Genomic DNA, 12,123 nt, shown 5'->3' with positions numbered 1-12,123 from the left:
TTCTGGTTCTGGTTCTGGTTCTGGTTCTGGTTCTGGTTCTGGTTCTGGTTCTGGTTCTGGTTCTGGTTCTGGTTCTGCTGGCAATTGTTCGTTCTCTTCTAATAACGAATTGTGCGCAATCTTAAGTTGTTTAAGCTCTTGTTCTAAAAGTGTTTTTTCAGCTTTAACTAGTTTAAGTTCTTCGATAGCCTCTATGATGCTCTCATCTTTTGTGGTAGATAGCTTAGTTGCTTCGTTGAGCTGTTGCTTGATATCAGTGAGTGATTTCTCAAGAGCTACTTTGTCAGAAATCAAAGTATTGACTTGTTGAGTGAATACTGAAGGTGGAACTGAATTTGTATCACGGTACTTTTTATTGGTCAGGATATAGGTTGTCATTACGGCAACCAATACCACTAAACCACAGATAATATATGTAGTAAGCATTGTTTGGTTCACATCTTTTGGTCAGATTCAACTAGTGAAACTAGCTTTCACGGAGAGCATTCGAATAGTTATAGGAAGGCCTGAAAAATTAGGCATTTCCCGCCTTTTAAATATTGCTCTTCTTGCTTGCTTCGTGCCACTTAGCCATTGAAGGTATAGCTTTGAGTAGGATTGTAGAACATCTTGATATATTTGAATATATCAAGACAAGGTTTAGCTACTGATTCGAATGCTTTCTCTTTCTTTTAATTGTTGAAGCCGCTCTTTATAACAGCATTATCATGGCAGTTTCTCCATCAACTTATGCTTGGTTTAATTTCCAAGGTTTCGAACAACTCCCTACATTTTGACTACCCTAATCTGAATGTAAGTACACGATTTGGCCTGGTTATCTTTCCAGTAAACTATGATGACAGCGGATGAAGCCAAGTTGTGGTCATTCGCAGTGACATCGATCAATCAACTATAATTAGTGAGCAAAAATTTATTGAGCACTGTATTTACCTACCCCAGTCATGCAAGCTTCCATCAGATGAAATCCAAAGGCCATCACCAAGATATGCAGCTCCTCCGCCACCATTTGAACAAGCATGGTATATGTCCATCATTTCATTTCTAGAATGTTTTCTTTCAATAGCTTGACTTTTCAGTTCTTCCGTTCTTTTATCAGACCGCCCTTGAGGCACAAAATAGCGAGTTAGGTCATTCTCATTACTCAAAAAGCTATTTGAAAAACGGTATAAACCTTCGAGCAAATTGAAAGTAGTGTGAGCTAATGAATGTCTTACCACTTTTCCTTCAGTAAATGATCTATCGTATAAGCTATAAGGTTTAATTTCCTCATTTCCAACTCGTGGGACAATTTGTAGATCAACGCCATTTTTTCGAAAAAACATATATGCGATGCTAGTTGCGTTTAGATGTGCCAAAACCGTCCTATAGATTCGTTGACGAGACTTTATCTGAATCCAGCCACGATTTTGTTTAAGATCTTGTATAAGGATTCCCGGGGTAGATAGGCCGTAAGTTAATGGGCACCCCTTAGGTAAAATTATTTCGCCTTTAGGGTTGAATGTACATTCAGTTTGCTTACATTCAATTCGTCCTTTGCAATCCCAATTTAAATATTTAGTGTGGAGAACTCTCGCTAACCTCAACTTTCCATCAGCTCGCCTTACCACAACTTCATCGTTGGGCTTAACATCCGTTCTAAAACACTGAACGGGAAACTCTTTATCAGACTCAGGAAAAGATACAAATGCAATGATATAACTCATATTTACACCGAACATTAAGATCTATAAAGGTGTTATTCCTAACCCGTATTGAGGAATGCTCAACGATATTTCTCTCCTAAAATACGGATGTATCTACAAGAAACCCAATGCAGAGCTAGAAACGCCAATTGTTGGGAGTTTTCTTGCACATTTACTGAAAAGCAGCACAGTTGAAGCCTTGCAACATTACTCCTGTTTCTGGATTAATTTTGCGGTTCTTAATTTTGTTCTGTTTAACAAACGACGAATATTCTTGGTCAACTCTAGATAATGGTTTTCCAAACAACACGCGCGTGTTACCTCCATTGGTTGAGATAACTTTATGTCCCCAAACAGGGTCTTCTTCTAAGAGCACGTTGTCTTTGATTTCTGTTACTTGATATTCAACAGTAACGTTTCTGTTTTTGTTTATGACATAAACGCTATCGCCAACTTGAATTTTACTGAAATCGTCCCACCCATGTTGAGAGCTTTCCAAGTCAAAGAAAGCACTAGTACCATAGATCTTCGCATGACGTCGATCAGAGATATTAGAAACTAAATACTTAGACATCTTTCCTCCACTACGTATATCGTTACCTTGAACACCTCAATATGAGGACTATTCATGTGTTCGATAATTAACCATTGAACTCATTTGTTAGGCCGTTAAAAGAATGCTGGTATTGTAAGGTTTGAGCGTACTTCATTGATAGATAAGTCGATTCCAATTTTTACATTTTACCTCGAACTAACGAACGAAAAAAGTAACTCTTAAATTTCTGATTTCTAAGCATCAATTCTATGAGTTTCGACAACTGTGATTTCTAAAAGCAGAGCTAGTCAAGGGGGGAGGCGAGAGCAGTGTAATGCTCAAGTTACTGCAAAAGACTTTAAATCGTAAATATGCCAAGCGTTATGATTCAATTTTGAGGGCGTTGTTAATTCTATTTTGACTGAAAATATCCTTGAATAGTACAAAAACCGAAAAGTAGTGTAATTATCCCACTGATAAATGGTAAGGCGTAGAATACTCAGAAGGGCTTCTCGAACCGGAGATTGGAAGCTATCCAACATATCGACTGAGTGTTTAGCTAAAATTAGAGTTACAACAGCGAATATTACTGTCACAGCAAAACTTATTTGCCAAAACTGCTTGCTGATATCAACAAGCTCGCTCATTGTTTGCTCTATCAAAGATACTATTAACTATGAGTTAAGGAGTGTTCAACGCTACAGTCTAACCTAAGTCATAACGCTAAAATTGACCTATAAGGAAGAACCAGAAGCGTTGTAAGCACTCTTTAGCGTTCTATGAACTTTGTGTTTTCAATTGGTGGTAATAAATGTAAGCGAGCCCTAAAGGTGCAACAAAAATAGCAGCTGCCCAGCAAAGAACCATCGTGAAAGCTTTTACAGTAAGCATCAATACTGCATTAACAAAGAAGACGTTGTTGCCCATCACAAACTCTACGATTCTTTCGTACACAAACCTAGAGTAAGGGTACAACAGAGTATTAACAGTAAATACCGCTATTGTTGCGATGCTTAGATCCTGCCCATTCTTCGTTGCTGCACTGAAAAAAACAACAGCAATCAACGCTCCGAAAATGTATTGTCTAACCAAGTACGACGTTTTTAGACCGCCAAAAGTACATTTTACAAATTCCTTCATTATTTCCTCAGCTTCCATGAAATAGTTGGATTAATCTTATATCGCGCTATCTAAAACACGCTTAGTAAATTTTCTTCAAACCGGAGTCCACGCAAGTCATAGTGGTCACATAAGCGTTTAAAAGATTCAGTGGCATACAGTCTTTGGCAACCTTCAAGTCGTGATTTAAATAGATATCGCGTCTCGATATCAGATTCTTCGAAATAAAGTGTTTCGTAACCATCTTCGATGCCATCAAGATATTTCTTCACGCAAACAGATTCGTCTTCTTGGCCAAAGGAGAGGCAGTTAAAGACATAAACTTGTTCCTCTCCGACAGTTACCAATAGAAACTCACCTTCATTTTCTAAGATGGGTTTTAATATTTCGTAAGCACGATGGGACAGTACTAGGTATGTCATAGACCACAGCGACACATCAGGGATGTCAGCGTTGGTTCCTAAAACGTCATCGAATGAGGCGGATACATTTTTCCAAATATCTAGTAATGACGTGTTCTGAGAGCGCTGGCGGTGTATGGTCATTAGATGTTGTTTACCTATGGCACCGAAGAGTTCCGTTGGACCTAATTGCAAAGCCTTGTAATCATGCGGCATCTCTTTCAATTGGTAGACGTTCATTATTCACCATTCCAGTTCGGGTTTTTGCTAGAAATCATACCTTCGGGGTAAGTAGAAGTTTTTAATTTAATTTTGATATTACGAAGACGGTTAATGAACACATCTTTTTTAAGAGAGTCATTGCTTAAATTTGTAACTATCCATGTTTCATAGTTATAGCGATGAACTTTTTTATGTGCTTCAGCATCTGGAGAACTCCAGTGTCCCTTGTCTTTCACATTTCGAGGCAACCAAACACCATTGGATGGGTCATTGATTCCAAGACCAAACGTATGAAGGTTGAGTCTTGCAAGCATCATTTCCATTTTTCGGAATTGCCCAGTTCCCATAATAATATGGTGAGGATCATGTCGTTTAGTTGGCTTGATTTCACCGATACTGGTTAGGTTTCTTGCCAAAACACGGGTAGGGTGATGAGGTTCATCCATTAAATCGTCTGGCGAAGTAGCTGCGCTTCGATCTTGATATTCTGTAAGTTGTTTTTGTAATGATACCTGTGCGCTTAAGCTACGTCTCAAAGTTTTGAGGTGTTTCAAATCCTCTTGAGATGCTTTTAAAGATTTAGGGTCGCTCTCATCCAAACTTTGATTATAAAGTTTAATAGCCGAAACCTCATATCGGTGTACAGCTAGTTCAAGTGCCGTTGGGTTTTTGGGACGTAGTGGTATAGAAAGTGGTTTGCCTCTAGGTTGCACAACATAATCTCCATTTACGATTGTGCGCTTACCATATGCACAACTACAGATAGCTTCAACGCGAATTAATTGATATTGAAATTAGCTCTCAAAAATGTCCTTGGTTGTTTATAACTCTATAGATGGCAGCTACTTGTGAGTGCATTAAGTTCTTTGAGAGCACACCTAAAGAAGCGAGTGCACATTACTCATTCAACATAATTGAAAGTTTTGAAAAATTGATTATGTTTTATATGGTCGGGTGTGCATACATCTATTACTTTAATGGTTGATTTGTCAATAATGTTGTGGGGCTTCTATGTCTGGAAAATTTGAACTTTATAAAGATACGGCGGGAGAATATCGCTTTCGTTTAAAAGCAGGAAATGGACAAAATATCTTAGCTAGTGAGGGCTACACAACAAAATCAAGTTGTGAAAATGGCATTGATTCAGTGAAAAAAAATGCGCCTGACGATTCAAAATATGAAAGGAAACAAACTGTAGCTGGGAAATACATGTTCAACCTAAAAGCTGGTAACCATCAAGTGATAGGTACAAGCCAATCTTATGAAAGCGCAGCGTCGAGAGATAACGGTATTGAATCGGTAAAAACCAACGCACCAAACGCACCAATTGAAGACCTTACACAATAATTCTTTAATTAGTCGTTCGCGATGAGTTCCTTTTAATTATGTGAAAAGGGTATTCGTTACGAATTTTTCAGTCTATTGTGACAGCATGAGACTTCGCGACTCACTGTTGCAACATCTAAATTATCTTATAACCGCCCATTGTGGCGGTTTTTTTATGTCCAAAATAGAGTGTTCTAATGTTGAAATTTTTCTCGTCCCAAGCGGTATCGACGCGCATAAATGCAGTTTTGTTTCGGGGTGAAATGACAAAGGAGCAGTCATTGGGTTGTGAGCGCTATATGCTTGCTTACTTTTTACTGCGCTCTAAACGAATGCGTATTCCACTGAGTTACTTAGCCTACTCACTAGCTACTGTGTATCACGAAACCGCATACAACATGCAGCCTGTCGAGGAGTATGGTAAAGGCGTTGGCCATGAGTATGGGATACCAGATCCAATAACAGGGCAAGCCTATTACGGGCGAGGTGATGTTCAGGTCACATGGAAATACAACTACGAACGTTTAAGCCGGTTGCTATTTAACATTTATACGTTAGAGCTGGGTGTCGACTTGGTGAATAACCCTAACTTACTGCTTACTCCAATCTACTCTGCACAAGCGACTTTAATTGGCATGGCCACCGGCTTGTTTACCGGCTCAAAGTATTCAGATTATTTAGACCAAGAAATTCCCGATTATGTAAACGCTCGTCGAATCATCAACGGAACTGACAGAGCCGAAACTATTGCCGGATACGCACACGATTTTGAGCGTGCCCTAAAACTCGCTTTTGGATTTTCACTGGATAGAACAACGGTAAGAAATGGTGCTCGCGGCGTGGATGTGCGAGAGCTACAACTAAACCTTGGCTTAAATGCTGACGGCATTTTCGGTAATGGTACCGAAGCAAGCGTTAAAGCGTTTCAAAACAAGTACGGCCTTTCCAATGATGGAATTGTCGGTAAAAACACATGGAAGAAAATTGAATCAGTATTTTATTGGGGCGAAGAATGAAAACTTTAGCAGTGGTTGTGTTTGTACTACTCATCAATGGTTGCACATTGGTAGCCTATGTCGAGAACGGGGCAGTAAGTGGCTCACAGTGCAAGAACACGGTAAAAATTGACGATAGTGGTTTGCGAGCTGTCAGTATGTGCTCGGGAGACAGTGAAGAGAAATGAGAGCGTTATTAATGTTAAGTGTTTTGTTAGCTGGTGGGTGTACTAGTTACCACGTAGAACAAAACAGTCGTAATGGAATGGCTTCATGTGGAGAGAAAGGGTCATCTGGAAACATCATTCTAAAGAAAGAGTGCAAAATCGAAGTTGATCCAAAATCAGGGAAATAGCGGTTTTTGAGGAGTACTTGTGCGTACTCAATAACTCCCCAAAAGCTTATAGAAAGTAGTATCTAATTGTTTATTTCTATGCGCTTTTAGTTCAAAACGAATATCAAGCCCAAACGAAAAGCATCAAAAGTGCACTTTTCGGAAATCACGATTTTAGAAAAAGCCGTTTTGCTACTCCCACATCATGGGAGCGGCTGCGGCTTTTTTTAATTTTTATTTTTCTCATTTTTCACAAGAAAGAGCAAAAGCGCATTTAACGAAAATAAAGATTTTCTAAATTTGGAGATTTTCAGTGTCCAGACAGACGAAACGAACGAGGGCACGAGACAAGCGATTTTTTGAAGCATTAGAACAGGGAGCGACTATAGGCGAGGCTGCTAAAAACGCTGGTTACAATCGTCGCTCTATTTATCACTATTCTGAAAACGACCCTACGTTCGCTCAGCAGTTAGAAGACGCAAAAGCAGACTTAATTGAGAAGCTTGAAAAGGAAGCTGACCGAAGAGCCATTGATGGTGTCGTTGACTACAAATCACTAAAGGTTACTCAGGACGGAAAGACCATTAGCAAGATAGTCCCTATTCGCCGTTATTCAGATTCGCTGCTTCAATTTCGCCTTCGAAGACTGGACCCGAAAAATTATCGAGAGAATTACAAGGAAGATGATTTGCCAGATGATTTCGACGATTTAGAACTTGGGGACATTACTCAGGACTTGGGGAGTGCACTAAAAGCCTTTTTAGAAGTAGAGACTAACGATGAGTCAACAGATAACTCCTGAAGAAGTTGTAGAGATGTTGGCTAAGGTCGATGTTGACGGTCTGATAGGAAAGCTAGAAAGACGAAATAACAAAAAAGAGGCATTACACCTACGAAGAATGATAAAGGCGTTTTCTAAGAAAATGCTTTTAAAGACTAAAGAGAAATTTAGCATTCCTCCTATTTACCGAAAGATATTCGGTGATGAAGCTGCTAAGTACATCGTTTTAAAAGGTGGCCGCGGTTCTGGTAAAACCTTCGCAATTATCTGTTACATGCTTGAACAATCGTTTGAGGAAAAATACCGTGATTCGCTTTTTTTGGTTTTACGTGAAATCCAGACTTCAATTGAAGATTCCGTTCACTCAGTCGTTAGTGACTTAATCAAGCAGGCTGGTCTTGAACAATATTTCAAAATTACCCATAGCAAAATCATCAACAAACTAACGAATGTTGAATTTGCATTTACTGGCTTGCGCTCGACAGGCGGCAAAACAGCATTTAGCCAAGTAAACAAAATTAAGGGTAAGCATAAAGTGCGCATGGTCTTCATGGACGAAGCGCAGGATGCTTCACAAGACTCTCTTGATGTGCTTTTCCCTACAGTAAACCGTTCGGGCAATGTTTTGTTTACGTCTGAATATGAGCGCCTGTTGAGATTGGCATTTGGTGCGGAAGAAGTTGACTTAACAGAAGCTCGTTTCTTCTTCGCAATGAACCCTAACTTTGCAGAAGATCCGGTAATCACGAAAGTGCGAGCATTTGGTGACCAAGCTGTCATTAAGCATATCAACATTTTCGATTTACCTAATCGCTATCAAGACACCCAATTACTTGAACAAGCAGAAAGGGAGAGAGGCGAGGTTACTTGGCCACACGTTTGGCTTGGTGAGCCTTCACCGAAAATTTCCGGCTACCCATTCGCAGAAACGCCGGTGGTTACAGCTGAGGAAGATGAAGAGCTGTTGCCGTGTGTTGCCTTTTTGGACCCTTCCTACAAAGGCGGCGACTTTACGGCTCTATCCTTCGTTTCCCAGACTCGCGGATACGTATTCGCGTGGGGATATTGCTTTCCTCATTCTTGGAACTCAGCGATTGACCAAATTGCCGAAAAAATCAATTCGTTTCCGGTTGTTGAGTTTTATTACGAGGACAACGGAGTCGGGACAGCACCTCAGGATTATTTCTCCGTTCGTGGCATTGATGCCATACCACGTACAACGCTAGGTAATAAGCACGACAGGATATTTCGTGTCGGAGCGTTTTTGAACTTAATGCGTTTGCGCCTTGTTGAAAACTGGTCAAATCAAGAATGGCTCACCCAACACAAGAAATTTAATAAAGACGCTGAGCATGATGATGCACCGGACGCTACAACAAACTGCGCCGTAAGAAGCGGTATTGTTTCAGACAAGATCAAAATAAGAGGTAGACACTAATGGGCATATTTGACGAGCCAGAAGATAAAGCTGGTGGTTCTGAGTCGCCTCCTGACAAAAAACAGGATTTTGAAAAATATTACCAGTTCCTTCGCGCCAAAGACCCACGATTGCTCCCGGTTATTACTGAATTTGACCCGTTCTCATTGGCAAGAGAGCGATATATTGAAATAGCTATTCGAGAGCTCTATTCGCGCATTATGTATGTGACGTTAGAAATTGTCGCAATACCAGATGAGATAGGAAGCTCGGACTTTTCAAAAACGATTTACGATTCTCACTCACCAAAACTACAGCGTGGTTTGATGTATTACGTCATTGAGGCTATGTCGGAGGAGAGCAAGGTTGTGCTTCGTAAGCGGCCAATCCACGGTCGTGAGCACGCTTTTTATTTCGAAGAGCGCACGTATACCGTTTTCGCTAAAAAAGTAAATAAGCTCGATTTTGTTGAGTTGGATTTTGAAGAATTCCATCGGACAGAATTGTTAGAGGCCTATTTCGGAATGGTGTTTGATGCCATCGTTGGTGCAGCAAAGCTAATACGTGTTGGCGGGGCTGTACTTCTGAAGATTAGTGATTTGAGTGAACTCATTTCAGACAAAGAGGTGCTAACGGCTGTCGAAACGCAAATCAATAAAATCAACGATGCGCTCAAGAAAAGCAGTGTGGCGTACATTGATGCTCAATCGGCTTTGGAAATGCCAAAGGTCGATGTTAAGCCCGTCAAGGAGCAGCTTGAGTACGCTTACTCTCTAATCTGTAACGCAACAGGCCGTCCAATGTCATTTATTAACGGTCAGTTGGTCGGTTCCCTTAATTCAACGGGTGACGGTGACCGCAAGCAAAACCGCTTGGCTTCAGTACGTGATTTTAACGAGGTACTAAGGGGCGTATTTGAATCGGTCTTTGGTGCCGACTTTATGATTAAGCCCGACATTGAACAATTGCCAGAAATATCCAACTTCTTAAATTCAATCGAAATGAGCTCGCTTTTCACTGACGACGAAAAGCGAAAAATGGTTGAAACCGTTCTACCCATTGCCGAGCTAGGAATTAGCAAAAATTAGTAAGGGGACAGCATGTATCTGTATCCCTACACAATGGCTGAAAACCTACTTGATTGGTTTGGGATCAATTTTGAGCGTATTTACAACGAGCATGGAGGAATGCAGCGTGAACAGCTAAAACTCATCAATAAATATTCAATTCTCATGGACGCCAAGTCCAACGCCTACATGACGATCAAAAGGCTGGAAAAATCCAAAAACAAATCAAACTTGGATTTCGCAGCAAACATCAAAAACACAATGACTGGCACGCTCAGCAGCGAGATTGTTCAAACCCTCTCAAGCTCAGAACACGCCGACGAAATCATCATTGAGTGGCAACCATCTTCAGCAGAAGAGGAACGCGCCACGCACGCTCTGCACTACGGTAAACGCATGACCATTAAACAGGCTGAAAAATTAGGGCTTGGGGTTGAGTACAACTGTCAGTGTGGAATGAAGATTACATCTGGGCAATCTCACGCTCAGCAAATTGTTAATAAAATCAATCGAGGTAAAGCAGCATGAATTTACATCAATTACTTGCACTACTATTGGCCGGCGGTAATCAAAACCAATTTAGCAACGAACAACAAAACCCACTAATCGCGCTTTTGAGTGGTAATCAACAACAGGATCCAACGGAGCAATTAATTGCGTTATTAAGTGGTGCTACTGGTCAGCAGCAAAATGCGATTAATCCGAAACTGTTACAGCTCTTGAGTGGTGGTCAGCAACCAAATGACGCGAATGCGCAATTATTGCAGTTATTGGCTGGTGGTAAGCCACAACAACCTAAAGATGATGCATCAGAGTTGCTTTTGCAATTATTGACCGGAGGTCAACAGCAGCAGCCTAATGCTACGCCTGATGTCAATAAACTGCTTGAGCTGTTGGGTGGCAAGCCAACGGCTGGGAATGAAGATGATGACATTCTTGCAAAACTTCAGCAACGCCTAGAAAAGCAAAATGAAGAAGAGAACACAGAGGCGGACTTAACTGACGCTATCAAGTTCAACCTTGAATTCGACAAGTTCATGGAAGACAACTCTGAAATGTTTCCTGATTGGTTTGATATTAAGGAAGTCAAAGAAGACGTTGAAAAATGGGCTAAGACACCGGCTGAACGCGCTCAGGGTCTTGCGGCTGCCACGGTTCGCGCCTTTTTCAAAAATGAAAAAATGCTCGATTTATTAGAAGAGCGTGACCGCAATACGGTTAAAGAAAAAATCATCAAAGACGGTATTAAGTCTCACGAAATTGATCGCAAGCTTGCATGGCCTTTGATTGAACGATCAATGTTTAACAAAGGCAAGCTGGAAGAAGGTGGTCGTGAAGTCTCTGTCACAAAAGATAGTGAAGCCATGAAGGACTACGGCTCCATTTTCGAAATGGGCCAACAGGCAAACAACGCCGAATCTGCGTAAACGAAAACTCAATTCGTACATTTAAATCAAAATAATCAATTCTAGAAATAAGGAGAGCATCATGGCTCGTGAAATTCCGTTAGGTGCAACTCGTTACGCTGGTAATAGTGACGTCGTTTCCCCTTGTGCGTTTGAAGGTGATTTGGTTGCTGGCGTTGCGGTTTCCTCTGTAGCCGTTAGTGGAGAACAACCTAAAGTAGCTCTGTTTAATGGATCTGCGTTTGCTGGGTTCGCAGTCCACGACCTTTGTAACATCCGTAAGGTAACGGGTGTTGTTGAACAAGGTAAGGGCATTCCTGTTCGTGTAAAAGATGGTGTAACGCTAGCGGCTGGTAATGGCTTTGCCGTTGATAATGCCACTGGCGAAGTGGTACCGATCGGCACCGCTGACTCGACAGCCATCATGGGTAAAATTGACGAACTAGACATTAACGGTTTGGATGAAAATTGCGAAATCGTTGAGGGCTGCGTTTTAGTGACACTTTATGGTGGCTCTGCTCCTGCGGGCTCTGATGGCGCAGCTGGCGTAACGAGTGTAAATGGCAAAACGGGTGACGTAACACTAGTTCCTGCTGATATTGGTGGTGTGGAAGAAGCACCTGCGGATGGCACGCCTTACGACCGCCAAGACGCGGGCTGGGTTGCGGCTTCGACTCCAGCCGGTGCGCCAACGCCAGAAAGTGCGGATTCTAAAACTGTCTCTCGTTCTACAGCGAAAAAATAACTGATGCCAAACTCACACGATGCAGAGTAAGGCCAACATTAATTTGATACCAAAAGGGCTTAGCCAGGATGACCGGCAAGCCCTTTTTTGATA

16 protein-coding genes are annotated in these 12,123 nt (G+C 41.3%); 9 read left to right on the top strand and 7 right to left on the bottom strand.

Annotation, left to right across the window (positions count from 1 at the left end):
• The 7 genes from R7Q46_RS04935 to R7Q46_RS04905 form a co-directional block, all read right to left on the bottom strand.
• A partial coding sequence (locus tag R7Q46_RS04935) for a hypothetical protein (protein WP_318077346.1) occupies positions 1-426 on the bottom strand: 426 nt, incomplete at its 3' end.
• A gap of 500 nt (positions 427-926) precedes the next feature.
• Entirely contained in the window at positions 927-1,703 is a 777-nt protein-coding gene (locus R7Q46_RS04930) for a hypothetical protein (protein ID WP_065765914.1), read from the bottom strand.
• A gap of 151 nt (positions 1,704-1,854) precedes the next feature.
• A complete protein-coding gene (locus R7Q46_RS04925) occupies positions 1,855-2,256 on the bottom strand; it encodes a hypothetical protein (protein ID WP_065765912.1) in 402 nt (133 codons plus the stop codon).
• Between the two features lie 299 nt (positions 2,257-2,555).
• Positions 2,556-2,864, bottom strand: a complete 309-nt coding sequence (locus R7Q46_RS04920; RefSeq protein ID WP_065765911.1) for a hypothetical protein — start codon at positions 2,862-2,864, stop codon at positions 2,556-2,558.
• 130 nt (positions 2,865-2,994) lie between these two features.
• Entirely contained in the window at positions 2,995-3,357 is a 363-nt protein-coding gene (locus R7Q46_RS04915) for a hypothetical protein (RefSeq protein WP_025525857.1), read from the bottom strand.
• A 50-nt stretch (positions 3,358-3,407) separates the two neighbouring features.
• Entirely contained in the window at positions 3,408-3,977 is a 570-nt protein-coding gene (locus R7Q46_RS04910; protein ID WP_025525856.1) for a hypothetical protein, read from the bottom strand.
• Positions 3,977-4,672, bottom strand: a complete 696-nt coding sequence (locus R7Q46_RS04905) for an AHH domain-containing protein (protein ID WP_079853108.1) — start codon at positions 4,670-4,672, stop codon at positions 3,977-3,979. Before R7Q46_RS04905 ends, R7Q46_RS04910 begins: the two co-directional genes overlap by 1 nt.
• Positions 4,673-4,970: 298 nt before the next feature.
• Between R7Q46_RS04905 and R7Q46_RS04900 the strand changes: the two genes are divergently transcribed.
• From R7Q46_RS04900 to R7Q46_RS04860, 9 genes are all read left to right on the top strand, one after another.
• Positions 4,971-5,306, top strand: a complete 336-nt coding sequence (locus tag R7Q46_RS04900; RefSeq protein WP_005495385.1) for a YegP family protein — start codon at positions 4,971-4,973, stop codon at positions 5,304-5,306.
• Positions 5,307-5,482: 176 nt separating this feature from the next.
• The gene (locus R7Q46_RS04895) at positions 5,483-6,301 is read left to right on the top strand and encodes a peptidoglycan-binding protein (RefSeq protein WP_318077341.1); all 819 of its coding nucleotides are present in this window, start codon (positions 5,483-5,485) and stop codon (positions 6,299-6,301) included.
• Complete coding sequence (locus R7Q46_RS04890) at positions 6,298-6,468, top strand: hypothetical protein (protein ID WP_318077340.1); 171 nt, start codon at positions 6,298-6,300, stop codon at positions 6,466-6,468. The genes R7Q46_RS04895 and R7Q46_RS04890 overlap by 4 nt, the downstream gene beginning before the upstream one ends.
• Positions 6,469-6,927: 459 nt before the next feature.
• Positions 6,928-7,416, top strand: a complete 489-nt coding sequence (locus R7Q46_RS04885) for a hypothetical protein (protein ID WP_005495382.1) — start codon at positions 6,928-6,930, stop codon at positions 7,414-7,416.
• A complete protein-coding gene (locus R7Q46_RS04880; RefSeq protein ID WP_318077339.1) occupies positions 7,394-8,833 on the top strand; it encodes a phage terminase large subunit in 1,440 nt (479 codons plus the stop codon). Before R7Q46_RS04885 ends, R7Q46_RS04880 begins: the two co-directional genes overlap by 23 nt.
• The gene (locus tag R7Q46_RS04875; RefSeq protein ID WP_021486549.1) at positions 8,833-9,900 is read left to right on the top strand and encodes a hypothetical protein; all 1,068 of its coding nucleotides are present in this window, start codon (positions 8,833-8,835) and stop codon (positions 9,898-9,900) included. The genes R7Q46_RS04880 and R7Q46_RS04875 overlap by 1 nt, the downstream gene beginning before the upstream one ends.
• Positions 9,901-9,912: 12 nt before the next feature.
• Positions 9,913-10,407, top strand: coding sequence for a hypothetical protein (locus R7Q46_RS04870; protein WP_021453511.1), 495 nt, complete (start codon positions 9,913-9,915; stop codon positions 10,405-10,407).
• Positions 10,404-11,306 (top strand): hypothetical protein, encoded by a 903-nt coding sequence (locus R7Q46_RS04865; RefSeq protein ID WP_029833108.1) that lies wholly within the window; start codon positions 10,404-10,406, stop codon positions 11,304-11,306. The genes R7Q46_RS04870 and R7Q46_RS04865 overlap by 4 nt, the downstream gene beginning before the upstream one ends.
• A 61-nt stretch (positions 11,307-11,367) precedes the next feature.
• Entirely contained in the window at positions 11,368-12,030 is a 663-nt protein-coding gene (locus R7Q46_RS04860) for a hypothetical protein (protein WP_029833106.1), read from the top strand.
• Positions 12,031-12,123: the final 93 nt, after the last annotated feature.

The sequence above is a fragment of the Vibrio sp. 811 genome, assembly GCF_033339195.1.
This window is presented reverse-complemented; position numbering and strand designations above follow the sequence as displayed.